This window comes from Mycobacterium sp. DL440 (assembly GCF_011745145.1).
Classification (GTDB): Bacteria; Actinomycetota; Actinomycetes; order Mycobacteriales; family Mycobacteriaceae; genus Mycobacterium.
Genome location: NZ_CP050191.1, coordinates 3,185,000 through 3,210,593 on the forward strand (window position 1 = coordinate 3,185,000; position 25,594 = coordinate 3,210,593).

General features: G+C 65.2%; 19 protein-coding genes and 1 riboswitch. Of the genes, 4 read left to right on the plus strand and 15 right to left on the minus strand.

The window, feature by feature from the left end; translation table 11 throughout:
* The first annotated feature begins 57 nt into the window (after positions 1–57).
* Positions 58–2,013, plus strand: a complete 1,956-nt coding sequence (locus HBE63_RS15345) for a cytochrome c oxidase assembly protein (protein ID WP_371815002.1) — start codon at positions 58–60, stop codon at positions 2,011–2,013.
* A 115-nt stretch (positions 2,014–2,128) separates the two neighbouring features.
* On the opposite strand, the gene HBE63_RS15350 is transcribed toward HBE63_RS15345, so the two are convergent.
* Positions 2,129–4,333, minus strand: a complete 2,205-nt coding sequence (locus HBE63_RS15350) for a cation-translocating P-type ATPase (RefSeq protein ID WP_243858732.1) — start codon at positions 4,331–4,333, stop codon at positions 2,129–2,131.
* 160 nt (positions 4,334–4,493) lie between these two features.
* Between HBE63_RS15350 and sigC the strand changes: the two genes are divergently transcribed.
* On the plus strand, positions 4,494–5,060 hold the full coding sequence (sigC, locus tag HBE63_RS15355; RefSeq protein WP_208301380.1) for an RNA polymerase sigma factor SigC: 567 nt from the start codon (positions 4,494–4,496) through the stop codon (positions 5,058–5,060).
* Here sigC and HBE63_RS15360 read toward each other — a convergent pair.
* The 8 genes from HBE63_RS15360 to HBE63_RS15395 form a co-directional block, all read right to left on the minus strand.
* Positions 5,057–6,517, minus strand: a complete 1,461-nt coding sequence (locus HBE63_RS15360) for a PepSY domain-containing protein (protein WP_208301381.1) — start codon at positions 6,515–6,517, stop codon at positions 5,057–5,059. The genes sigC and HBE63_RS15360 overlap by 4 nt on opposite strands.
* Positions 6,518–6,597: 80 nt before the next feature.
* Positions 6,598–6,957, minus strand: a complete 360-nt coding sequence (locus tag HBE63_RS15365) for a cation transporter (protein WP_243858069.1) — start codon at positions 6,955–6,957, stop codon at positions 6,598–6,600.
* Between the two features lie 3 nt (positions 6,958–6,960).
* Positions 6,961–11,172 carry an AMP-binding protein gene (locus HBE63_RS15370; protein ID WP_243858071.1) on the minus strand — a complete coding sequence of 1,404 codons (4,212 nt, stop codon included), beginning with the start codon at positions 11,170–11,172 and terminating at the stop codon, positions 6,961–6,963.
* Positions 11,159–11,404: an acyl carrier protein gene (locus HBE63_RS15375; protein ID WP_166905506.1), complete on the minus strand. Its 246-nt coding sequence runs from the start codon at positions 11,402–11,404 to the stop codon at positions 11,159–11,161. The genes HBE63_RS15370 and HBE63_RS15375 overlap by 14 nt, the downstream gene beginning before the upstream one ends.
* Complete coding sequence (gene fadD10, locus HBE63_RS15380) at positions 11,397–12,974, minus strand: fatty acid--CoA ligase FadD10 (protein WP_371814754.1); 1,578 nt, start codon at positions 12,972–12,974, stop codon at positions 11,397–11,399. Before fadD10 ends, HBE63_RS15375 begins: the two co-directional genes overlap by 8 nt.
* A gap of 18 nt (positions 12,975–12,992) precedes the next feature.
* Positions 12,993–13,547, minus strand: coding sequence for an FcoT family thioesterase (locus HBE63_RS15385; RefSeq protein WP_208301138.1), 555 nt, complete (start codon positions 13,545–13,547; stop codon positions 12,993–12,995).
* 2 nt (positions 13,548–13,549) lie between these two features.
* Positions 13,550–14,419 carry a TauD/TfdA family dioxygenase gene (locus tag HBE63_RS15390; protein WP_166905507.1) on the minus strand — a complete coding sequence of 290 codons (870 nt, stop codon included), beginning with the start codon at positions 14,417–14,419 and terminating at the stop codon, positions 13,550–13,552.
* An 87-nt stretch (positions 14,420–14,506) separates the two neighbouring features.
* Positions 14,507–15,976: a PPE family protein gene (locus HBE63_RS15395; RefSeq protein ID WP_166905508.1), complete on the minus strand. Its 1,470-nt coding sequence runs from the start codon at positions 15,974–15,976 to the stop codon at positions 14,507–14,509.
* Positions 15,977–16,167: 191 nt separating this feature from the next.
* On the opposite strand from HBE63_RS15395, the gene HBE63_RS15400 reads away from it, so the two are divergent.
* Entirely contained in the window at positions 16,168–16,977 is an 810-nt protein-coding gene (locus HBE63_RS15400) for a class I SAM-dependent methyltransferase (protein ID WP_166905509.1), read from the plus strand.
* A 22-nt stretch (positions 16,978–16,999) separates the two neighbouring features.
* On the opposite strand, the gene HBE63_RS15405 is transcribed toward HBE63_RS15400, so the two are convergent.
* From HBE63_RS15405 to HBE63_RS15415, 3 genes are read right to left on the minus strand one after another with little or no spacing between them, the layout of a single operon-like run.
* Positions 17,000–17,908 (minus strand): CoA ester lyase, encoded by a 909-nt coding sequence (locus tag HBE63_RS15405; RefSeq protein WP_166905510.1) that lies wholly within the window; start codon positions 17,906–17,908, stop codon positions 17,000–17,002.
* Between the two features lie 30 nt (positions 17,909–17,938).
* Positions 17,939–19,123 carry a CaiB/BaiF CoA-transferase family protein gene (locus tag HBE63_RS15410; protein WP_166905511.1) on the minus strand — a complete coding sequence of 395 codons (1,185 nt, stop codon included), beginning with the start codon at positions 19,121–19,123 and terminating at the stop codon, positions 17,939–17,941.
* Between the two features lie 9 nt (positions 19,124–19,132).
* Entirely contained in the window at positions 19,133–20,491 is a 1,359-nt protein-coding gene (locus HBE63_RS15415) for an LLM class flavin-dependent oxidoreductase (protein WP_166905512.1), read from the minus strand.
* 68 nt (positions 20,492–20,559) lie between these two features.
* Between HBE63_RS15415 and HBE63_RS15420 the strand changes: the two genes are divergently transcribed.
* Positions 20,560–21,216: a GntR family transcriptional regulator gene (locus HBE63_RS15420; protein WP_166905513.1), complete on the plus strand. Its 657-nt coding sequence runs from the start codon at positions 20,560–20,562 to the stop codon at positions 21,214–21,216.
* A gap of 10 nt (positions 21,217–21,226) precedes the next feature.
* On the opposite strand, the gene metE is transcribed toward HBE63_RS15420, so the two are convergent.
* The 3 genes from metE to HBE63_RS15435 form a co-directional block, all read right to left on the minus strand.
* The gene (gene metE / locus HBE63_RS15425; protein WP_166905514.1) at positions 21,227–23,503 is read right to left on the minus strand and encodes a 5-methyltetrahydropteroyltriglutamate--homocysteine S-methyltransferase; all 2,277 of its coding nucleotides are present in this window, start codon (positions 23,501–23,503) and stop codon (positions 21,227–21,229) included.
* A gap of 125 nt (positions 23,504–23,628) precedes the next feature.
* Positions 23,629–23,853: riboswitch (cobalamin riboswitch) on the minus strand.
* A 51-nt stretch (positions 23,854–23,904) separates the two neighbouring features.
* Positions 23,905–24,552: a sensor domain-containing protein gene (locus HBE63_RS15430; protein WP_243858073.1), complete on the minus strand. Its 648-nt coding sequence runs from the start codon at positions 24,550–24,552 to the stop codon at positions 23,905–23,907.
* Positions 24,553–24,593: 41 nt separating this feature from the next.
* Positions 24,594–25,109, minus strand: coding sequence for a hypothetical protein (locus HBE63_RS15435; protein ID WP_166905516.1), 516 nt, complete (start codon positions 25,107–25,109; stop codon positions 24,594–24,596).
* Positions 25,110–25,594 lie beyond the last annotated feature (485 nt).

The window sequence follows — 25,594 nt, forward strand, 5'->3', positions numbered from 1 at the left end:
TAGAATCGCATGGCCGCAACGTGTTGCTCGTTTCCGCGGCGGAAGGCCGGTTCGACTATGGCGCGTGTGCGCATGTCCACTGCGGCCGGGGTGTGGCGGGGACGCCTGACACTGCTCGGCATCGTCGCAGGTTGCACTGTGGTGCTGTTCATGTGCGCCTCGCAGCTGGGCGCACAGCGGCTGGATGCGGCGGGGATCGCTGACCCGGGAACAGCCACCAGCGCAGCTCGGTTGCTCGGGCACTGGTTCGGCACCCTGGCAGGCGCGGTGTGCGTCGGAGCTCTCGTCTGGATTGTGACGACCGCGATACCTCGCGACGACGGGCGAATCGACGCGGCGTCCTTTTCCGCGCATCTGCTTGTCGAACGCATCGCGATCGTCTGGGTCTGCTGCACCACCGCGATGGTCGTCGTCTCGGCGTCGGCCGATGCGGGAATTCCGATCAGCCGGCTCGTCTCCGGTCCCGGCCTCGGCAGCACCATCGCCGCCTCCGAGGCCGCTCGCGGGTGGTGCGTGGCGGCGTTGTGCGCGCTGGCGCTGGCCGTCGGCGTGCGTTTTACCTTCCGCTGGGTCGGACATTGTGTGGCTCTGCTGCCGGCGTTGGTCGGAGTGGTCGCGGTACCGGTGACCGGCAATGCCGGGCAGGGGCCGGATCATGACATCGCCACGAGCGCCGTGATCGTCTTCTCGGTGGTTGTCGCGGTATGGGCCGGAACGAAAATCGTCTCGGCTGGATTGGCCGACGTCGTGCTTCGACGCCGGGTCCAGGTGTTGCAGCTGGCATGCGGATCGGTCGCCATCGTCTACGGCGCCCTCCTGGCCACGCTGATGTTGGGCGGGTTGCCGCTCCTGGGTTCGGCCTACGGGCGGGCCGTGGTGGTCGCGGGGGTGCTGCTAGCGCTGGTGTGGGTTGGCGACGGCGCGCTTCTGCTGACGCGCGGTACCCCGTCGCGACTGGTCAACACCGTGTCTGCGGCCGCGGTGATCGTCGTCACCGCGGCGGTGGCGCTCGCCGCGAGCAGTGTGCCGCCGCGATTCACCGTCCACGAGTTCTCAACGTGGGACGTCTTTTTGGGCTATCAACTCGATGCACCCCCGAGCGTGGTCAGCCTGCTCACGGTGTGGCGGTTCGACCCGCTGATCGGAACGGCAGCCATCGTGCTCGCACTTGGCTATCTCCTCGCGGCGACGCTGCTGCGGCGACGGGGTGACTACTGGCCGGTGGGACGCACGATCGCCTGGTCCCTGGGTTGCGCGGCCCTGCTGGCCACCACGAGTTCCGGTGTGCGGGCCTACGGTTCGGCGATGTTCAGCGTGCACATGGGTGAACACATGGCGCTCAACATGTTTGTCCCGGTGCTCCTGGTGCTCGGCGCGCCGGTGACGCTCGCGCTACGGGTGCTGCCCACCGCGCCGAAGGGTGAGACGCCTGGTCCCCGCGAGTGGCTCGTATGGCTCGTGCACGCCCCGGTGACGCGATTCCTGTCGCACCCGGTGACGGCGTTCATGCTGTTCGTAGGCTCGCTCTACCTCGTGTACTTCACGCCCTTGTTCGATACCTTGATCCGGTATCACTGGGGCCACGAGTTCATGAGCGTGCATTTCCTGCTGACCGGCTACCTGTATTACTGGGGAATCATCGGCATCGACCCCGGACCGCGTCGCCTGCCCTTCCTGGGGCGGCTCGGGCTCCTGTTCGCCGTGATGCCCTTCCATGCCTTCTTCGGTATCGCCACGATGACGATGACGTCATCCCTGGGCGAGAGCTTCTATCGGTCCGTCAATCTTCCTTGGCTGCAGAGCATTTCGGATGACCAACACCTGGGCGGCGCCATCGCGTGGGGTTCGAGCGAGCTGCCGGTGCTCATCGTGGTCATTGCCCTGGTGACCCAATGGGCACGTCAGGATCGCCGAGCGGGCGCGCGGGAGGACCGCCACAGCGACCGCGGGTACGACGACGAACTCGACGCCTACAACGCGATGCTCAGCGAGCTCGCCCGCAACCGGCGCTGAGTCTCAAGTCATTCGGCTGCGTCGGACCCGCATGTGCAGTTGCTCCCGCAGGTGCAGTTTTCGCACGTACAGTTCGGGTTGTCGCACTTCGTCGACTCGGCTGTCTCATTGCTGGTCATGCATGTGAGATTACGCCGACGGCTTGCTGGACCCTCCCGTAATTGCGCAACCGCAGGCTGTTCGACACGACCAGGAATGACGACACCGCCATCGCCGCACCGGCGATCAACGGGTTCAACAGACCTGCCGCCGCGATCGGAATCGCCGCGATGTTGTACCCGAAGGCCCAGATCATGTTGACCCTGATGGTCCGCATCGTCGCCCGGGCCAGACCCAACGCCTGCGGGACCGAATCGAGGTTGTCGCGCACGAGGATGATGTCGGCCGCGCCGATGGCCACATCGGTGCCCCGGCCGATGGCCAGGCCCAGGTCAGCACAGGCCAACGCGGGACCGTCGTTGATTCCGTCGCCGACCATGGCCACCACCCGGCCCTGGTCGCGCAACTTCTCGATCGCGCCGACCTTGTCCTCGGGCAGCACCTCGGCGACTACGTCGTCGATGCCCACCGCCGCACCGATCGCGGCCGCCGTTGCGGCGTTGTCGCCCGTCAACAGCATGGTTTTCATGCCCTCGGCATGCAGTTGTGCGATAGCGCCGGCCGCCGACTCCTTGACGGCGTCGGCAACGCAGATGGCACCGCAGACGGTGTCGCCACAGGCGACGAATACGACTGTCTGGCCTTGCGACTCGCCCATCTTGCGGGCCGCGGCAAGGTTGGCCGGCACCACGCGGTCCCGGCTCACCCAGGCAGGACGCCCGACGACAACGGCCACGCCGTCCACGGAACCGGCCACACCGTGGCCGGCGAACGCCTGGAAGTCCTCCACCGCGGCGGAGTCCTGTTCCCTGGTGGCGGTGACGATCGCATGGGCCACCGGATGTTCGGATGCCGACTCGACTGCCGCCGCATGTCCGAGAACCTCGTCCTCGCTCCATCCGTCGGCTGCGACGACGGTGATGACCTCGGGTTGTCCGGTGGTCAGGGTGCCGGTCTTGTCGAACACGACCGTGTCGACTGCGCGAATCGCCTCCAGGGCGCGGTGCCCCTTGAGGAAGATCCCCAGCTGGGCGCCGCGGCCCGAGGCCACCATCATCGCGGTCGGGGTCGCCAGTCCCAGCGCGCAAGGGCAGGCGATCACCAGGACGGCGAGGGCGGACGATACCGCCCGGTTGACGTCGCCATCGGTCAACAGCCAACCGATGGCGGTGGCCGCCGCGATCACCAGCACACACGGCACGAATACCGCGGCGATGCGGTCGGCCAGTCTCTGCGCGTCGGCTTTCTGCGCCTGCGCCTGCTCCACCAGGCGGACCATCCCGGCGAACCGGGTGTCGGGTCCCACCGCGGCGGCCTCGACGATCAGGCGGCCATCGAGCACCACGGTGCCACCCACGACACTCGAACCTTCTTGGGTCTGTACCGGTTTGGACTCTCCGGTCATCGCACTCACGTCCACCGCGGCCGCCCCGCTCACCACAAGACCGTCGGCCGCGATGGCCTCGCCGGGACGAACGACGAAACGCTGGCCCTCCTTGAGCTCGTCGGCGGGCAGCACGAGCTCGCTGCCGTCGGCGAGCAGCACCGTCACCGACTTGGCGCCGATCGCCGCGAGCGCCCGCAGGGCTCCCCCGGCACGGGAGCGGGCCCGGGCTTCGAAGTAGCGGCCCGCGAGCACGAAAACCGTGACGCCGGCGGCGACCTCGAGGTAGATGGCATCGCTGCCGAGGAGCGCCTGCCAGACGCCCGCGGCGTGATAGGTCTGGTGATCGAAGAAGATCGTGTACATCGACCACACGGTGGCGGCCGTGACGCCGATGGAGATCAAGGTCTCCATGGTCGAGGTCCCGTGCCGGGCGTTGCGCAGCGCACTGCGATGGAACGGCCATGCGGCCCACGTGACAATCGGCGCCGCCAACGCGGTGAGCACCCACTGCCACCCGGCGAACCGGGTGTCGGGCACCACGGCGAACATCACCGACAGGTCGGCGAGCGGGATGAACAACACGGCGGCGATCGCCAGGCGCCGGAGGAGGCTGCGGGCATGGTCGGCATCGGGGTCGACGTCGTTCGTGGAGCGCTCGGTGCGGGGGGCCGCCTGATAGCCGGCCCGCTCGATGACCGCGCACAGCTGCTCGACGCCGACGTCCGGGGCGGCTTCCACGGTGGCGACGCGTGTGGCGAAGTTCACTGACGCCCGTACCCCGTCGACCTTGTTGAGTTTGTTCTCCACGCGGGCAGCGCAGGCCCCGCACGACATTCCTGTGACATCGAGCGCAATGCGCTGGGCCACCTCTTTGTCGGGGACAGTTGCTGTTGTCACCACCACTCCCAATTGCTCATTCACCACGCCGGCGGCATAGGTCACCGACTAGATAGTCGGTTCGGCCCGATGCCGAGTTCCCGGGCGTCATCGAATAATGTCGATGGCTGTGACTACCGAACGCAGCGAGGATCACGTTACGCGGCTGGCCTTCGCCGCCGGCCGCGGTGATTCGGCGGCGCTCGAGCAATTCATCCGGGCCACCCAGACCGATGTCTGGAGAACCGTCGCCTACCTCGGTGATTCCGGGTCGGCCGACGACCTGACGCAAGAGACGTTCATGCGCGCCATCACCGCGCTGCCCCGGTTCAGTGGCCGGTCGTCGGCCCGTACCTGGCTGCTGTCGATAGCGCGGCGCGTCGTGGTCGACCAGATTCGGCACAAGCAGAGCCGGCCGCGTACGCAGCACGGAGTCGACGTCGAGCAGGTCCTCGACAGCTACCGCCCGGTCGGTGGGTTCGAGAAGATGGTGGAGATCCGCCTCCTGTTGGACGGACTGGATCCCGACCGTCGGCATGCGCTGTTGCTGACCCAGGTGCTCGGCCTGTCGTATGCGGAAGCGGCCGAGGTGTGTGGCTGCCCTGTCGGCACCATTCGTTCACGAGTGGCACGCGCCCGCGAAGATCTGATTGCGGCGGCCGAACGGGACGATCTGACCGGCTAGCGTTGCCGGCGGCGCTGTCGCCATCCCACAACGACGTCCACGGCCACGAATACCACCAGGCTGACACCCAACAACGGGATGAACCAGCCGACGGCGGCCGCCACGAGGACCACGGCCACCGCGGCACCGGGTGGTAGTCCGATGAGGACGCCGCGACGCGGCGCACTACCCACGGGGCGGCCCCCGGCGATGGGTCGGCGATGCCACCACAGCAGGTAACCGCGCACAATCACGGTGACCAACGCGACCGCAAGGCCCAGCAACAGGAGCTGATTGGCGATCCCGAACAGCAGTCCCATGTGCAGCTGGATGCCCCACGCGGAAAGCTTTGCCGCCAACGGCCAGTCGGCGAACCACGAAGTGTCGGTGATCTTTCCAGATGCTCCGTCGATGGCTACCGCGTTGTTCGACATCACCCACGGCTGGCGGGTCTGCGCCACGGTGAATGCGGTATCGGCGCTGGCGGGGATGCCGACCTCGACGCTGCCGCCGACACCGGCGTCACGCGCGGCTTTGAGCACTCGGTCGAGGTCGTCCACCCGCGGAGCGCCGCCGCGGCCGGCGGAGGCCGGCACCGGCTCGCTGTGATGTCCTTCGTGGCCGGACATCACGGCTTGCGGCGGGCCGCCGAGCGCCGTCGATACCGACGGCGTCGTCCATGACAGTGCGGTGCGCAGAGCGGTGACATTGTCGCCGGCGAACCGGGACCACGTCAGTCCCGTCGCCGACAGGAACAGCAACCCGATGGCGATCCAGATCCCCACCGCCCCATGCCAGTTCAGCGTTCGGGCCCGGCCCTGGACGGCACGGTCGAGCGTCAGCAGCCTGGGTTTCGTGTCGCCCCGCCGCGACATTCGCCGGTACCTGCCCCACCACAGGAACATCCCGGCCAACGCGATCAACCACAGCCACGACGCCGCGAGCTCGCTGTACAGGCGGCCCGGTTCGCCGAGATGCAGGCTGCGGTGCAACTGATCGATCCAGGTGCGCAGCGGTAGCGCACCGCTGCTGCCGTAGACCGTCAGTTCCCCGTGCGAGGCGCCCGTCACCGGGTCGATGAAGACGGCATGACGTTCGGACTCACCCAATGACGGATCGTCGAACATGACCCGGGTGGTCTCACCGGGACCGGTCGCTGGGCGTATTGCGGTAACCGGGAGGTCGGGCCGTTCGGCCTGCGCAGCCCGAACCTGTTCGGCGACCGGCAGCATGTCACCGCTGCTGTGGGATTGCAGCTGATCGCGATAGGCGAACTGCTCGATGGTGGGTGCGATGGCGTAGAGCCCGCCGCTGACGGCCGCGACCAGCAGGAAGGGCCCGACGAAGGTCCCCGCATAAAAGTGCAGGCGCAGCAGGAACGCGCGGTAGTGCGCTGTCCGCTCCGGGGGCGGGGCCGACGGCTCCGGCATCGGTGACGTCGGGCTGTCATCGGTGGTTGTCGACGGGTTCTCGCCCATGGCTCCTCAGTGGTCGAACGGTCCTCGATAAGAGTGGTCGTTCCGGCCACGTCGACAGTTCCCGAGGGATATTCAGCTATTCAGCGGCCCATGTGCCCGACGGTCACCCAGCGGACAGCCCTCGACACCAGCGAGGCTGGTCTCTGGGGCGGCCCATCAGACGACGAGGCAGCGTCGTCGTCGACGGCGGTGCACTCTTCGGCGTGGTATCCGGCCTGTTCAACGGCATCACAGAGGTCGGCGACACTGATGTCGTGGCGGGCATCAATGGTCGCGATCTTGGTGGAGATGGCCACCGAGGCGTGCACTCCGTCGATCTTGTTCAGCTTGTTCTCGACCCGGCGCGAGCATGCTCCGCAGGACATTCCGGTCACGTCGAGTCGGATTCGTCGGGTACCTGATGCCTCGGTACGGTGTGCGGCTACGTCTGTCACTGCCATCCCTCACTGTCTAACGGCGTCTGGTTGATAAGTCGTTGGGCAAGCGTGTCCAGTTCCCGAACATCCCTGGGCGAGCAGATTCTGCAACGACGGCGGTTTCGCCACGAGCTCGCCGACGGATCGGACACCGAGCGGGAGGACCGGGTACGCGGCCAGGTACTCCGCATAGGAGCGTCCACCGAGCCTCGTACCTAAGCCGATCCACGCGTCTATCACCGACCAACGCCGCGGATTCGCCTTCGCCCAATCACTTTCATCCAGCCGGCGCTTCCATTCGTGACTGTCGACCTCTTCGGAGGCAACCGTGCCGAGCAATTCCCGGTACGCCACCGCCTCCCCGCGCATCACATGCATCCCGGATCCCAGCTCGTCCGGTCCACCGAACTCCGGCAACCTGCGAAGAATGCTCTCCGCGGCCGCGCGGCCGGTTGTCACTTCCTCGGTCAACTCCACCGCCGGATAGGCCTGGAGCGCATGGCAGGCATCCACGACCGACACCAGGATGTCGGCGGAGCCGCACACCTGTTCCGGTGTCCCCAAAACCCGGGGCAAGCGCACGATCGTGAAGTCGAGATCTCGGACCGCCCCGGCAATTGCCAATTCCGCGAGTGCCTTTGAGGCTGCGTACGGGTACGGAGCCTGACGCGGGTCGACCACGTGTGGCGCGTCGACATCCGCATTGACGACGTACGTCGACAGGTGCACCAGCCGGGCACCCGAAGTCGCGCACGACTCAGCCATGGCCGCCACCAATTCCACATTGGCCGAACGCAGTTCACGGTAGGGAACCACCACATTGGTGTTCCCGATGCAGTTGACCAGGGTCCGGGTGCCGGTCTCGCGGATCAGCTCCCCCAACTCCACCGCACCGCAACCGGGGGCGAGACGTTCGATCCGCACACCCGGCGTGCCGCGAAGCTCCGTCCAAACCCCGTCGTCGGGCGGGACTGACCGCAGGGCCAGCACCACGTCGGGACGTGGTGCGCCCGAACGCCTCAGCTCCAGAATTGCCTCGGCGAATCCGGTGCCCAGAACTCCCGACGCACCCACCACCAGGACCGGCTGTGCACCATGGGCTGAGGATCGCCTGAGGTTCGACGCCGCACGGGCGCGCCGCGTCGACAGTGTGGTGAAGTCACGTTCGATGTCTGCCGCGGTGTCGGCGTCCATCCAGTTGTCTGTGCCCGACATGTCATCCAGCAGGTTCGCCGCGGAATCGGCACTGATCAGATCCAGAATCGACACCTGGCGGCCGAGATACCTGCGCGTATCGGGCAGGATTCGCACGAGATCCAACGAGCCGATGCCTTCCCGCAAGAGCGACGCATGCGGCGTGATCGGCCTTTCGAGGTGGGCGCTCCACAGAGCGGCGAGACCGCCCGCCCGTTCTCCAGCGTCGGCATCGACTCGCAGACCATCTCCTGAAACGGCCGATGTTCGCAGCCTGGTCGTGTCCGTCTTCCCGTTGGTTTTTCTGGAGATGCTCGCGACGCCCAAAACGACGAACGACGGCACCCGCGAATCCACCAGGATGCTCCTGATACGTGCTGCCGCAGCGGGGTCTTCGCTACCGTCGCGGGTCCAGTGGGTCGTGAACCAGACCCAGAGACCACCGTTGTGAAGTTCGACGGCAACATCGACCACCGCACGGTCTGCCACGATGCGTCGGGTGATCTCGGCGGTATCGACCCGCTTGCCGGAGACCTTGACGACTGCGTCCTTGCGGCCCGCGAAGATCGGGTATCCGTCGCCGTCGATCGTTACCCGGTCGGCGGTCGCAAAGGCGGGTTGCCGCCGGCCATCGGGAGCGGTGACCAGTCCGAAACTGGCACTGTGCACGCCGAGATAGCCGTCGGCCACCATATCCCCCACCACCACGACTTCGCCGAATGCGGTCACCACCGTGTTCGGAACGAGCGGTCGCCCGAGTCGAAGGCGTGCACCGTGCTCGACCACCCGGCTGCCATCAACGATCGGCAAGTAGGTCACCACGACCGTGGTTTCTGTCGGGCCGTAGCTCGACACCAGTGAGATGTTCTCAACGCCGGAGGTATTGATCCACTTGTCGACGGTGGTCGGACGGACGGGCTCGCCACCGATCACAATCTGTCGGAGCTGCGAATGGCCGAGGCCGGCGATCGCGTCGACGTCCTCACACCACAGATGCCACAACGCGGTCGGCAAGTCCACGACGGTCGCCCCGTACGTCACCAGATCGCTGGTAAGCGCCTGCAGATCGCCGGCTTTCAGGCCGGCCGAGCGGACAATTGCCGCTCCGCTGAGGGCGGCACCGAAGACTTCTTCGACGCTGATATCGGATGTCAGCGGTGCGCATTGGAGGATGGTGTCGTCCGGCCCCCAGCCGTAGGCCCGGGTCACTCCGATACAGAACGTCGCGAGCGCACCATGGCTGACCTGCACGAGTTTGGGTTCCCCGGTCGACCCGGACGTGGGCATGACGTAGGCAGTCCTGGTGGCCAGGTTCGGGTCGTTTGCCGTCTGTTCGATGCGTGCCTCCACCAGGGGGCGATGCTCCCCGCTGAGGGTTGGCGGGATGTTCGCCGACTCGACATCGACGATATGCGCTGCAATACCGTTGCCGTACTCGTCGATACGTTCGGCCCGCGCGCCCAGCTGATCCTTGCTGTCGCAGACGCTGTAGCCACAGCCGGCCAGGTGACACGCGATCATGAGGTCGATGGTCTCGTCGGTGTCGTCGTCGGTGAATACCACCACATCGCCTGGTGCCACATTGTTTTCGAGCAACCAGGAAATCCAGAAATCGACTCGGGGGCGACGCTCGCGGCATTCGTCGATGACCTCGGCGCGATCCAGAAACCACGCACCTGCCGGCAGATCGCTGCGGGCAGGTGCCGGTGCAACCATGCTCCGTGCGCCGTCATCGGCAATCCCGCACCACTCATCGACGGTCATCGCAATGGGCAGATCCCACATCTTCGGCATGGATTTCAGGGCAGTCGTGATCCGGTCCGCCACACCGACGGTCTGATGTGGCAGATCGGCTCGGTTCCAGATGTTGAGGGTGAGCGCGTGTCGACGCTCGTCGAGAACAGCCGCCACTGTCATCCCCTCGACCGGGCCGATATGCGTCGTCACCGGTGCGCCGGCCAAGAAGGGCGCCAGCTCGGCTGCGCAGGGGTCACGCAAAAAATTGAGTGTCAGCGTTTCCACCGAGGTGGTCCGATTGATCGCGAGATACATTCGGCGGTAGTGCTCTTCACGCAGCCAGCGGCGCCGCATGGCTTTGACATAACCCCGATCCACCGTGCGCACCACGTCCGCCACCGACGCAAATACCGAGAACCTAACGCGTTGTGCCACCGAGTTGACCAAGCACGTCGCGACATCGAGGTCGGGTGCACCGAAGCGATTGTCGACCGCGTGCACCAGGAGGGCTTCGGTCCGCTGTCGAACACTCGCGTCCACTGCCGTTGCCGCCGTCGCGACGAGCACGTTGAGCGGGACGTTCTCGCGGTCAGCCAGATCAAGGATCTGGTCGTAGTCTTCCCCGAGGATCATCGCGGATTCAATGAGAGTCCCCCTGGCCGCCGCGACCGGAGCGTCGGCGGCGGCATGTCCGTGGCTACGCTCCTCGGCGGCTGCGGTGAGCTCGCGCTGCACAGCAGAGGTCAGCCGCTCGAGCGATTCGTCGATCCGAATCGACTCCCAGCGGTGCGCCGCGACGATGTCTGCCAGGCCGTCGCTGCCACACTCGTCCTCAGCCGAGTGTCCGTGTGCGAGCGCGCGTCCGAGGTAGGCCTCGATGATGCCGATCGCGCCCCCATCGAGCAGGATGTGGTGCGCTTGGGCGTCGAGGCCACACACCAGGCCGCTGACGTCGAGATGCACGGTGTAGCGCGCCAACGGCTTTGCGATGATCCCGGATACCCACTCCTGGGTCAGCGCGGCATCGCCGGACACCTGCACGATGTCATCGACGTCCAGGCGCGGCACGAGGTCGGGATATCCGCCGGCATCGGGCGGCGCCACCAGAACACACCGCTGAAGGGGGTTGGCGAGGATGGTCTTCCGCAGAGCGGCCAGGAATTCCGTCTGCGGTATCGGCTGGAACCGGTAGCGCCTACCGATCAGGTACAGGTGGGGATCATCGTCCTGCAACACTCCGTTGTAGATGTTCAGCTGCGATCGACTCAGCGGAATATGTTGCGTATGCAGACCTTCAGACAGGTTCAACCAGCTTCTCCAACTCCTGGACCCAGCCTGCGATCGTCAGGTTGTCCGCCAGTCGCCGCGGAACATCCGACTCCCGGTCGATGCCGAGTTGCTTCATCAACAGCACGAATCGAACCGAGTCAAGCCCGAGATCTCTCAGGTCCGTCGCATCGCCGTCGATGAAATCCGATTCATCGACATAGAGCACCTCAGCGAGTGCAGCGAGGATTCTGCTTCTCGACGTCTCAACCACCGGCCACCACGCCCAAGGCCGCCCGCACGATCTTGCCGGACTGGGTACGCGGAATCTCCTGCACGATCCTGATCGTCGACGGCCTGGCCATCGGTTCCGACTCCTCCCGGAAGCGTGCCGCAATAGCGTGTTTGAGCTTCCTGGCCGCTGACTCCTCCAGCACCATCGACGAAACCACGGCCAGACCCACCAGCGCGCCGAACTCTTCGTCGGGGATCTCGTAGCAGGCCGCCTCGCTGACGCCGGCAACCCCCTCGGCGATGCGATCGACCTCGTCGGGCGCGATGTTGACGCCCCCGGAAATGATCATCTCTGACGACCGGCCCCTGATATAGAAAAAGCCGTCGTCATGACGGTCGAGAAGGTCTCCGGTGTTCACCCACCCGTCCACCAGAGCGTCGGCCGTCCGGGCGGGATGATGCCAATACCCCAGCATGTTCGCCGGCGACTTGATCCACAGTGTGCCCGTCGACGCCGAGTCAGAGCTTGAGCGCGTGGGCGGTCCGCTGCCGTCACCATCCAGGTGAACTTCCACGCCTGGATAGGGCCGCCCGACCGCGCCGGCTTCGATCCTGGCGATCGACCCGTCCTCGGTGGGGAGACACAGTGCGGTGCAACCTGTTTCGCTGAGTCCATAGACCTGCGCGGTGCGAACCCCCGCGGCTTCGACGAAGCTGACATCGGAGGCGACCGCGCGGGACCCGCCATAACCCACCATGCGTAGCGACGGCGGGACCGACTTTCCGGTGGACCGCAGTTCGGACACCAGCCGGGCCAGCAGCGTGGGCACCAGGCACGTTGTCGCGACCTCATTCACGGTGAGCATCTCGGCGAGAGACGAGGTGTTCTCGCCACCGGTGATGCACAACCCGCCCTGCATCAAACAGTTGAGGATCCACCACAGGCCACCGATGTGCGTCGCGGGCAGAGGTGAGTACGTGGTTTCGCCGACGACCCAGTCAATCCACGTCAGTTGCTCGCCCTGCAAAATGTCCGCAATGGAGTAGAAGGTCCGGTTGGGCAGCAGCACCGCCTTCGGCGCGCCTGTGGTTCCGCTGGTGAAGATCATTGCCAACGGGTCATTTGCTCCATCAACAGGGCTGCCGGGCAACGGATCTGAGTCCGCACCGCCAGCGCGGTCAGCCGCGGAGGCGATGATGTTGACGTTGAACGCAGGAATCGTCTGGAGCGAATCCGAGAGATCGGACGCCGGTAGCCGGCAGCCCGGCGCGATCAGAATCGCATCCGGCGCGGTGATCTCACCGAACCGGTCAATGGCCGCCGCGGGCAGGGCGCCATCCACCATGACTGCGATGGCCCCGGCTTTCGCGCAGGCAAGCACCGCCAGGTAGGTCTCGGGGCCGTTGTCCGAGATGACGAACACCCGACTTCCCGGAGTGACCGATCGGGAGACGAGATCGGCTGCCAGCCTGTCCACTTCAGACACGAGCTCTCGGTAGCGAATAGAACTGGTTCCGTCACAGCGACGTAGGGCGATCGCTTCTGGACGCTGTCTTGCCCGCTCAATGATGCGTTCTAACACCGTGGACGGTGGAGGTGTCATAGCCATGCTGCTCTCGTACCGGTGTCAGGGGATGTTGAGTGCTGCCAGTTCGACTTCGCCGGATGCGGCGCCGCCGTCCTCATCCCAGAATTCGACCGTGCACGGAATCTTGAGATAGCGAATCGTTCGGTCGACAACCTCGAAGTCCTTGCACAGCAAACGTGCTGAGAAGCTCTGGGACTTGATCGGACGCTTGAACCGTGATGCCGTCGTCTTGATCAACATGCTCGGGAGCTGATAGTTGAAGTAGTCCTCGATCGACCAGCCCCGGAATTCAGGTATCACCTCGTTGAGGATTGCCGGTGCGAACGCGCTGTAGGCGAGTTGGTTGAAGCACAAGACCCACTCAGCAGCATTGAAGTGGCCGGTGTCCCGAATGTATGCGGGTTCTTTGATGCTGAAGTTCCCGACCGCCGTCACGGAGGTCTCGGTGGCCTCGTATTCCGCGTCGAGAAGATAGCGGCACCCTTTGTAAGAGTAGGGTTCCAGCACCTTGACCAGTAGTTCTTCGGGAATCGGCGACATGTGGGTGATGCCGTAGCCACTCGTGAGCACAGATAGCGTTTCGGTGGTGCTCATGCTCATACCCCATATCCCGGTGTCTTGAGGCCGTCCAGCATGGTCAGCCGATGAGTCGTCAAAGTGCCTGCAGTGGTGCCATGTTTCGCCCGGTGCATCAGGACCCGGTTGTCCCACAACACAACATCGCCGACCTCGTAATGCTGAGCGTGGATGAACGGCGAGGTGAAATCCGGATCGAGTTGGCCAGTGGCAGCCATGAGTTCCTCCAGAACGGCAGACTCCAAGGCATGTCCATGCTGGTCCTCGATTTTCGTGGTGCCCGATGCGCAGATGTAAAGGATTTCCTGCCCGGTCTTCGGGTGCCTGATCACGGTCGGCCAGGCGATCGGAGGCGTGGTCCTGGAAATCTCGTCCCACACCTCGCCGATCGGCTTGTACACATCATGCGGGCGAATCTTGATGTGGCGCCGAGGGTCATGGGTTGCGAATGTGCCACGTACCGGGTCGCGCACAGTGTCGGGCAGGGACTCCCAAACCTTGTTGAGGTCGATGAAGTAGGTCCCGCGGTCACTACCCGGCACAGCCAGCGGCACTACCATCGAGAAAGCGAACGGCTCCGGCATGAACATGTAGTCGATGTGCCAGAACGCACCGGTCCTCGGGACGCCGTGCCCCTCCTCTGTCGAGGAGACGAAGATCTCTGGGTAGTCGCTGTGGTGATAGATCGGCTCGTAGTACGTGACGACGTCACCGACGATGCGGCCCAGTTGAAGGAATTCCTCAGGAGTCGGATGGACATCTTTCAGAATCACGAGCTTGTTCTGATAGACGATCTCGCGGATCTCGTCTCTGGTGACGTCATCGAGATTCTTGGGGTCGATTCCCGTGACTTGCGCCCCGAGTCCTTCCCCCTTCACATTCAGCGTCAACTCTTCTCCCTCGTTCGGCACTGCGCGGCGCCGGTGGTGGTGGTGCGACTATCGGATTGGTCGAATCAAACCGGTTGAAAGTTCCCGCTATTCACGGGTCTGTTCTGGATCGCCGATCCAGGTTGCGGGAAGCATGGGAACGGATTCTCCGGCGCTGCCGCGCGCATGCTGGACCATCCCTGCGGCGGATGTACTCGTGGCGACCGGTACGACGCCGGAGAAACCGAGGGTTGTTGCCCCCTGGTCGCTCGATGACGGTGATGAAGGTCGGCCAAGACCGGGAACGTCCGCCACCTCAGTGGCGTCCAAAAATTCGTAGCGGTAGCTCCGGGCACGGTCTTGGTTGCGACCGGCCTGTTTTCGACGGTTGCGGGCAACGACCGCCGCCCGGGCCGCCGCGACGGTGGTGAGAACGTCCCTCATGCCGTCGGGTGATTTCGCGCCGACCCTCGGTCCCGCCGCCACTGCAGGCGGATCCAAACCCGGCACGGCGTAGCCGACAGTGGATGGGCCTGCCGCACCCCCCGCGGTGCCCGGACTGCTCGGGGTGGGCACACCAGACCCCGCACTGGTCTGCGGAACCGCTGTTGAGGGGGCGGACGGAAGCAATGGCACGCCGGCATCGACTGACCGGCCGGTCCTGTGCCCGGCGTCGACATCGACGGACCCTGGCATCAGCCCGGACGCCGGAACCTTGTTCTGCAGCAGCGCCAGGACGCTCAGCGCACTGAGGGCACTGAGCGCCGGCGCGAAGAACGGTAGAAGCAGTAGCGAATACGAGGCGTAGTAGGGATACCAGAGCATGTCGTAGAGCACCAGCGCGATGGCGGCGAGTATGGCGGCCTCGGCCGGGTTGAATCCCAATTGCCCGAAGAACTCTTGAAACGTTTCAAGCAGCTGTTGGGGATTGCCGGCTCCCGAAATCAGCTCCGAGATCAGCTTCCAGATGTCGTTCAATTGCGGGTCGCCTGAGGTTGTGCCAGAGGAATTCTGCTGCTCGCTCCGGGCATCACCGCCCGGCGCGAGGATCGACGGGGCCGGTTGAGTCGATGGAACCGCCGAGTACGCGCTCACCGCCACCGCTTCGTAGGTGGCCATCGATTCGGCCGCCTGTAGCCACATTCGCACGTAATCGGCTTCGTTGAGTGCGATGGGGATGGTGTTGATGCCGAAGAAGTTGGTGGCCAACAGTACGCCGCGGGTGATGTGGTTGACGGCGAGTTCCGCCAGGGTCGGCATGGTCGCCAGTGCGCTGCCGTACGCCGCCGCGACCGTCTCATGCTGCGCGGCGGTGACGGCACTGTCGGCTGAGGCCTGCCCCAGCCACGCCAGGTAAGGGCCGTGGGCAGCCACATACTGTGCGGCGCTGGGCCCTTCCCAACTGCCGGCCTGCACGTCGGCCAGGATCTGCGTGAGTTCGGCAGCCGCTGCACTGTATTGAGCGCTCAAGCCCTGCCACTGGGCAGCCGCCGCAACCAGGGATCCGGGGCCCGGTCCGGCGGTCAACAAGGTCGAATGCACCTCTGGAGGCACCGCAAACCAGAGCGGTGCGGTCACGTCATCACCTCCTCGCATGAGCGTTGATTGCGACCACACAGCCCGGTACGCGTTGCCTCGTACTTCAGCTAGTCGGGCACGAGCACCAGAAAGTTCCCGCAGCGTCCGTAATGACCGGTCAACCGGGGCAATGATTCTCGACGGTGCACCACGTGTGCCTCGGCTTGTGCGCAGGCGGGTACGGTCGGCGCATGCCTGTCATCGACGCTCGTCACCTGACCGCGATCTCAGAAACCGCGCTACTGACACTGCATCAGAGAGCGACCGAGGCGGCCCGGCCCGACGGCATCATCGAGGATCCGATGGCGATCGCCCTGCGCGACAGCCTCGGCTATGACTATGACCATTTCGGCCGCACTCACCAAGCCACCGCCCTGCGGGCCGTCGCATTCGACACCGCCGCTCGCCGGTACCTTCGGGCGCACCCCCGCGCCACGGTGGTCGCCCTGGCCGAGGGACTGCAGACCAGCTTCTGGCGCCTGGATAATGGCGAGATGAATTGGCTCTCAGTGGACCTGGAGCCGATCGTGCAGCTGCGTCAGCAATTGCTTCCATCGTCAGACCGGCTCCGCCAGCTGGCACAGTCCGCACTCGACCGGTCCTGGATGGACCAGGTAGACCCCACCAATGGTGTACTCATCACCGTCGAGGGCTTGTTCCAATACCTCGACCAAAGCTCGGTATTCGATCTCATCGCGGCCTGCGCCGCCAGGTTCCCGGGCGGACAGCTGATCTTCGACAGCGTTCCGCGACTTCTGAGCTGGTATTCACAACGGCGCGGCATCAGACTCAGCAAGCAGTACACCGCGCCGCCGATGCCGTTCTCGTTCACCGCCAACCGGTATGACGAACTGCGTGCCATCCCCGGCGTTCGCGCGGTGAACGAACTCGAGATGCCGGCCGGACGCGGCAAGGTCTTGTCACGTGCCGCGGCACTCGTCTACCGTTCGCGTTCACTCGAGCGTTTCCGCGCGCCGACCAATGTCATCGAGTTCGGTTGATTACCACGATGACTCAGTAAAGTTACGCGACGCCGATCAGTGCGGCCCGCGCCAGCACCTCTTCTGCTTTCTTCACATGAGCGGCGTCGACGAGCACTCCCTCGACACCGACCGCGCCGCGGCCCGCCGCCTCCGCCTTCCGGTAGGCCGCGACGTTGCGGTGCGCCAACGCGATCTCCTCGGCTGACGGGGCGAACACCTCATTGGCGATCGGGACCTGACTGGGATGGATCGCCCATTTTCCGGTGTAGCCGTAGAGCGACGACCGGCGCGCCTCGGCCTCATAGCCGGCCACGTCCGCGTAGTCGGGGTACGGCGAGTCGATGGCGTCGATCCCCGCGATCCGCGCCGCGACCATGATCTTGTTGCGGGCGTAGGCCCAGAAATCCCCCGGGTACTCGCCCATCGGGACGAAGTTGGTATCCACCCGCGCACCCTGGGACAGCGAGAAGTCCCCGACGCCGAAGATCACCGCGTCCAACCGCGGGCTCGCCCGCACGATCTCCTCGGCATTGGCCAGCCCCTCGACCTCCTCGATCAGCACCTCCAGCCGAATCTTGCGATCCAGTCCCAGCTTTTCCTCCAGCTGGGTCAACAACAGGTCGACCCACCAAACGTCTTTGGCGGTACGCGCTTTGGGGATCACGATGGTGTCGAGTTGAGCGCCGGCGTGGGTCACCACGTCGATGATGTCGTCGTGGCACCACTGCGTGTCGAGCCCGTTGATCCGGACTGCCCGCGCGGTCCGTCCCCAGTCGAGTTCGGTCAGCGCCCGGATGGCCTTGGCCCTCGACTCCACCTTGAGCCCTACCGGAGTGGCGTCCTCCAGATCGAGGAACACCAGGTCCGCACCACAGGTGACACCCTTGACGAACATATGGTCGTTGCAGGCGGGCAGGGCGAGCTCAGAACGGCGGATCAGGTCAGTCATCGTATTCGTATTCCTTTGTTTCACAGAGAGTTACAGCACGCCATCGGCGCGCAGACGATCGATTTCTTCAGCTGTCAGGCCCAGCAGCTCGTGGTAGACCTCGGAGTTGTGTTCACCGAGGCGAGGGCCCAGCGAGTCCACCCTCCCGGCGTACCCCGAGAACCGCGGGACCGGCGCCTGCACCGTCATGGCGCCGAGTTCGTCGTCGGTGACCGATACGAACACCTTGCGGTGCCGCAGTTGCTCGTCAGCCACCAGGTCGGCGATCTCGTACACCGGCGCCGCGGCCACTTCGGCGGCCTCGAACACCGCCATCGCTTCTGACAAGGTTCGTGCGGCAACCCATTCCGCCACTACCGCATCAACTTCGGCAGCGCGCGCCAGCCGGCGTTGCGGATCGGAGAAATCGGCGTCGGACACCAGGTCGTCGCGTCCGATGGCGCGAAACACCCTCAGCGCCAAGCCCGGCGAGCTACCGGACATGGCCAACCATCGCCCGTCGGAGGTGCGGTAGGTGTTGCGGGGCGCCGATATGTCCCAGCGATTGCCGGCCCGGCGTGGAACGATACCGAGCTGGTCATAGCCCAGTAGGTTCTGCTCCAGCAGTCGAGCCAGCGGGTCAACGAGATTGATGTCGATCAGCTGTCCGCCGGCTCCGTGTACGTCTCGGTGGTAGAGCGCCATCATCACTGCGTACGCGGCGTTCAGCGAGGCCACACCGTCGGCCAGCATGAACGGAGGCAGCGTGGGCGGTCCTTCGGCTTCGCCTGTCACATGGGCGAATCCGCTCATCGCCTCGCCCAACGTGCCGAAACCGGGGCGCTCACTCTTGGGGCCGGACAGTCCGTACCCGGTGATGTGCAGCATCACGATGCGGTCGTTGATCATTCGCAACGAGTCGTAATCCAATCCCCATTTGGCCAGTGTCTGCGGCCTGGTGTTGACGATGACGACATCCGACTTCTCGACCAGGCGCCGTACCAGGTCCTGCCCCTCGGCCATCCGCAGATTGGCCGTCACCGATTTCTTGTTGCGGGACACCGACTTCCACATCAACCCGACGCCGCCGCGTTGGTTGCCCCACGTGCGGATGGGATCGCCCTGACCGGGCTGTTCGACTTTGATGACATCAGCGCCGAACTCGCCCAGATATGTCGCGGCGAGTGGGGCTGCGGCGAGGGTGGCGAGGTCGAGCACGCGAATGCCGCTGAGCATGCCGCCCATCTACGACGCAGATCTGGTGAGTGCGCCGGCAGGCCGATCCAGACCCAGGTGGTCTCGCAGGGTGGATCCGGTGTACTCGGTGCGGAACAATCCCCGATGTTGCAGCTCGGGCACCACCATGCGCACGAAGTCCTCGTACGATCCCGGGGAATGCGTTGCAGCCATGACGAATCCGTCGCAGGCTCCGCTGGTGAACCACTCCTCCATCTGGTCGGCCACCTGCCTGCCGGTGCCTACGAAGCGCGGGCCCTGCAGCAGGGTCGCACGATGTCCCGCCAGATCGCGCACCGTTACCGTGTCCCCGCCAATATGAGCGCGCAGGCTCTGCACCAATCCCCGGATGCCCGAGACCGACGCGATGAGCTCATCGGTCACCGGGTCGTCGAGGCGGTGTTGGGCGAAATCGTAGTTCATGAGCTCCGACAGCAGGGTCAGCGATGCCATGGGGTCCACCAGGTCATTGAGGAACATGTCCTCACGTTCCTTGGCATGGGACTCCGTCTCTCCCACCACGGCATAGGCCATCGGGCAGATCCGCACCGAGGCCGGATCACGGCCTGCCTCAGCGATGCGGGCTTTCTGATCGCCGTAATGCGAACGGGCCACGTCGATTCCGGGATCACCGGTGAAGATGAGATCAGCCCAGCGCGAAGCGAACTCGCGTCCACGGCCCGAGGATCCCGCTTGCAGGACCACCGGCCGGCCCTGCGGTGTGCGCGGAACCGTCAGCGGGCCTCGCGCGGAGAAGTAGCGGCCGACGTGCCCGAGTTCGTGCACTTTGCCCGGGTCGGCATAGTGCCCAGAGGCTCGGTCGTGCTGGATAGCGCCGTCCTCCCAGGTGTCCCAGAGACCCGCGACGACGTCGAGAAATTCGTCGGCGCGGTCATAGCGCTCGTCATGACCGAGATGCGCGTTGACCCCGAAATTCTGTGCCTCGCTGTCGTTTACCGAAGTCACCACGTTCCATGCCGCGCGTCCCCGAGACAGGTGGTCGAGTGTGGCGAAGGTCCGGGCCACATGGAATGGGGCGTAATAGGTGGTCGAGTAGGTTGCGCCCAGCCCGATGTGCGAAGTGGTCTGCGCGAGGACTCCGAGGATGACACTCAAATCCAGCTTGACCGGGCGGGCACCATAGCGGACGGCCTCGGCGACAGATCCCCCATAGATTCCCGGCATCGCCAGCCGGTCGTCGAAGAACATCAGGTCAAAGCAACCTTCTTCGAGCTGCCTGCCGATCTTCGCGTAATAGGACGCGTCGAGGTATCCGTGTTCGGTCGCTGGGTGACGCCACGAGCCGGCGTACACCGAGGTGCTTCCTGCCTGCATGAATGCCACGAGGGCCATCTGATCGGTACGCATGATCGAAATCTAACATCTGATATATCAGATATCAAGGGTACCGTACGCCATGCCGGTACGCTGCACGGATGACGTCGCCGTTGGATATCTCGGGCACCGTGCGCGAACGCGCGGCGCGCGAACTGCGCGACCGGATCATCACCGGCACCTTGGCTCCCGGGACCCGCATCGACCTCGACGCGATCACCGAAGAGTTCGCCACCAGCCGCACCCCGGTCCGCGAGGCGCTGCTGGAACTCTCGTTCGAGGGGCTGGTGCGGGTCGCACCTCGCAGCGGGATCACCGTCATCGGCGTCAACTCCGAAGACGTCACCGACAGCTTCACCATCCTCGGTGTCCTCACCGGCCAGGCCGCCGCCTGGGCCGCCCGACGGGTCACCCCCGAGGAGCTCGCCCGGCTACGCAAGCTCGCGGCCGACGTCGCCCGGCGGTCGGGCGAGGACAGCATCGGCGAAGCCAATTGGCTGTTCCACCAGGAGATCCACCGAGCCGCGCACTCCCCACGGCTGCTGACCCAGATAAAGCAGGCCGCGCGGGTGGTGCCGTCGAATTTCCTGACAGTGTTTCCCGAGCATGAGAAGCACTCGCTCGACGAACATGAGCAGCTACTCGACGCCCTGGAGGCCAAGAACGCCGAGGCCGCCCGCACCATCGCCGAACGCCACGTCTTGGAAGCCGGTCGCTCGTTGGTGGCCTGGCTGGATGCTCAGGCCGCCACGAGCTGACCCGCTCCCGCTATCCCGCGCGCACCTTCACCGCCGCGTCCACAAGGTGCTTGAGCGACTCGGTCACCTCGTCGGTGGTACGGGTCTTCAAGCCGCAGTCCGGGTTGACCCAGAGCCGTTCGGCAGGAACAGCATCGAGCGCCTCCCGAAGCGACGTGGCAATCTCCTCGACCCCGGGGACTCTTGGTGAGTGGATGTCGTAGACACCAGGTCCGACGCTGTTGGAGAAACCGACAGCGTTGAGGTCACCGAGCACCTCCATGTGTGACCGGGCCGCCTCGATCGAGGTCACATCGGCATCGAGATCCGCGATTGCGCCGATCACCTCGCCGAACTCCGAATAGCACAGATGGGTGTGGATCTGGGTGGAATCGTCCACCCCGGAGGTGGACAACCGAAAGGCCTCCACCGCCCAGTTCAGGTACGCCTCTTTGTCTTTCGAACGCAGCGGCAGCAACTCGCGCAGCGCCGGCTCGTCGACCTGGATGATCGCGATGCCGGCCGTCTGCAGATCGACGGTCTCGTCCCGAATCGCCAGGGCCACCTGCGCGGCGGTGTCCGCCAGCGGCTGATCGTCGCGGACGAACGACCAGGCCAGAATAGTGACCGGACCGGTGAGCATGCCCTTGACGGGCTTGTCGGTGAGTGACTGTGCGTACGTGATCCACTCGACCGTCATCGGCTTCCGTCGCGCCACGTCCCCGTAGAGGATCGGCGGGCGCACGCACCGGCTGCCGTAGGACTGCACCCAGCCGTTCTGCGTGGCGAAGAACCCGTCGAGCTGCTCGGCGAAGTACTGCACCATGTCGTTGCGCTCGGGCTCGCCGTGCACCAGCACGTCGAGTCCCAAGTCCTCTTGCAGCTTGATGACATTGGCGATCTCGGCCTTCATCCGGCGCTCATACTCTGCGGCGTCGATCTTGCCGGACCTGAGATCGGCTCGGGCAATACGTATGGCCGAGGTCTGCGGGTAGGACCCGATCGTGGTAGTGGGCAGAGCAGGCAGCTTCAGGCGGTCCTGCTGGGCGACGCGACGCTGATCGGCCGGTCCACGCGTGGCGCCGGAGGCGGCGATCGCCGAGATGCGTTCCCGGACTTGGCCGTTGTTGAGTCGCGGATCGGACTTGCGCGACTCGATGGCGGCGTTGGACGCGGTGATCTCAGCCGAGATCGCGTCCCGCCCCTGTCCGAGACCGCGCGCCAGGGCCACCACTTCAGTGACCTTCTCGAACCCGAATGCCAGCCAACTACGCAGCGCCGCATCGATATCCGGCTCCGCATCGAGCGTATACGGCACATGCAACGTCGAGCACGACGTGGAGACTGCCACCGCCGCCGCAGATTCCCGCAGCGCGGCCAGGGTTGCCAGCGTCCCGCCCAAGTCAGTGCGCCAGATGTTGCGGCCGTCGACCACACCGGCCACCAGGAGTTTGTCGGTCAGTTCCGGGACCGCTGCCAGCGATGCAGCGGAGCCGGCCACCAGATCGAGACCAATGCCCTCGACCGGGGTGCGGGCCAGCGCAGGCAGCGCATCCGTCAGCTCCCCGAAGTACGTCGCGACGAACACCGAAGGCCGCTTGTTCAGCGCACCGAGTCGCGAGTACGTCCGCTCGGCAAGCTCGGCGGTGTCGTCCAGGGTGTCGGTCACCAACACGGGCTCGTCGAACTGGACCCAACCGACGCCCTCGTCAGCCAGCAATCCCAGCAGTTCGGCGTAGACCTCGACGAGCTCGTCCAACCGGGAGATGGGGGCACCGGCTCCCTCGACCGCCTTGGCCAGCGCCAGGAAGGTGATCGGGCCGACGATCACCGGCCGGGCCGGGATCCCCTGCGCCCGTGCTTCTTCCAGCTCACCCAGCACCTTGGTCGGATCGAGCGCGAACGACGTGTCGGGACCCAGTTCGGGCACGATGTAGTGGTAGTTCGTATCGAACCATTTGGTCATCTCCAGCGGAGCGATGTCGTCGTTCCCGCGGGCGGCAGCGAAATAGCGGTCGAGATCATCGGCGATGCCGTGTACCCGGGTCGGCAGGGCACCCACCAGAACGGCGGTATCGAGCATCTGGTCGTAGTAGGAGAAGGTGTTGACCGGGACCGAGTCCAGTCCGGCGGCAACCAGCGACGCCCAGGTGTCGCGGCGCAGAGTAGCAGCGACGGACTCGAGTTCGTCACGATCGATTCGGCCGGCCCAGTATTTCTCGACGGCGCGCTTGAGTTCACGGTGGGGGCCGATTCGGGGCGACCCGAGAATGGTGGCGGTGAAGAATGGTGCTGCGGTTGTACTCATGACGACGTCCTTCAACGTGCGGGGATGGCCACCGCCAGGAGACGTCGAACCGAACGCAGCCACCCACCTCGAGTGGACCGCCTTCGGCCACTGCCTATTCCGCGAGGCGATGAACCACCGGACGCGGCGCGCCCGGTACGGCTGGCAGGTCTTCGGACTCACAGGCACGCACGAAAGCCGTGCACCTACTGGCCGTCGCTTCCCAGCCGCAGATCCCTGCGTGCCAGTGCTGATGACGGCGGTCGTTCCTGCATACCGCTGCGGGACAGTCCCGGATTCTCACCGGGTTCCCTCTCACGTCGCATCTGAATCAGCCTGCGGCGCTCGATACCGGCACCGCCAAACACTCCGGCGCCGACAAACCAGCTGCGCGGCTCAGACTACCTGGTGGTGAGCACCGCTCACCGAGGCATCGCGGCCTTGATCTTGTCCACCACATCGGCGGCCTGGGTGACCGTCGAGCCGTCTGGCTTGCAGGCCTGGATGTCCATGACGAGGTTGGCGGCGACGGCCAGCGCTCGTTGGCAGGCGCGGGTCTGGTCCCCGTTGACGCGGGTGAACGGGAGGGTGAGCTCGTCCTCGGTCCGGGTGAGCTGGCCGCTCTTCCATTTGGGCAGCGGGTCACCGTTGAGCGTGATGTTCACTTTGTGGTCGGTGCACTTGGACCAACGGTCTGCCGACTGGTTGAGGAAATCGTCGGCGTCCTGCGGCGACGGGAAGATGACCACCGACTGCACCAGTAGGTTGTTCCAGTTGTCGTTGTCGGGCGCGCGCAGCAGCACCTGGCGCATAGCAGCCCAGTGATCTTCGTAGATGGCGGCCTCGTCGACCTGCCAGGCACCGAGGCAGTTCAAGTTGGGCAGGAGGTTGCGATGGTCGCCCATCTCGGTGACCGGAGGGTGCGCCGTCATCCCCTCGGTCCCCATCAGGGTGTTGACCTCGTCCGTGCTCAGCAGCAGTCCTTCTAGTGCCGACTTGGGCACGTCCTTCGGCGGCCCCAGTGGCGCGTCACCGCGGCCGGCGCAACTAGTTGCCAGCAGCACGAGCATGAGTAACGAAATCGAAAGGCGGATCACAGTAATCCTCTATGTCAGGCGTGCGTGCCTGCGGCGGCGCAGGCCATCTGCGCATTGTTGGCGTCGGTGTTGAGCTGGGTGGCGGTGTCATTGAGCGATTGACCGCCGGTCCGCAGCCCCATCTTCAGCAGCAGCTTCGTGGCACCGAAAGACCATGACCGCATCGGGTTGGCAATGTCGGGCGAGAGTCCCGGTGTGCCAGCAGCATTCATCGCCGACGAGGCGGCTTCGCGCAGGGCCGTCCGGCCACTCGTGTTCGTGGTGCTGATCGTTGGATCCCCGTAGTCGGGGCGCTCCACTCCTTCAATGGAATCCGCGAAGTCGCCGTAGAAGGTCGATGCCGAATCAAGAGCGTCGGCAAACGTCGAGCAAGCCGTAACCGCCGGCACGCCAGGGTCATCCGTGCCCGCAACCGGCACCGGGACCGCAACCGGCGCAGCCGGCGTCACCGGAGGCAACTCGGGTACGCCAGGCGCGGACGGCCCCGGAGCGCCGGCCTCATCACCGGGTTCGGCGAGTGCCGTGGGCATGGCACCGAACCCAATGCTGAAGGCAATGAGCAGCGAAGCGATCCCTCGCTCATACACCTGAGACGACCTCAACGATTCCTCCGTCAGTCGGATAGCAGTTCGGCGCCAAGCGCCACAATTGACGTCCGCGCCTCATCGACGCATCTGCCGTCCCCCCGGATCACCTCACCGTCGGGGGTTCACATGTCCAAAAGGTGAACACCCGGCCAACCTGTTGCCCCTAACGGTCGTCCATCGTGTGCTGGCCGTCGTCTCCGATGCCTCATGTATGTAATGCGCTGCCGCGCAAGCTATTTCCCAGCAATCCCACAGGTTCGGGAATTCCAGCCGGACGGAAACGCGGTGGCAGCTGTTGGGACATTGTTCACCAATTCGAAACGCGACCGGTTAATGATTCGTCGCGACAGATTCCTTGGGCCCATTGGCTTCTGACGACCACGGCGCGTCGCAGAAGGACAGGGCCCAAAACCACGAGAGGCGCAAGT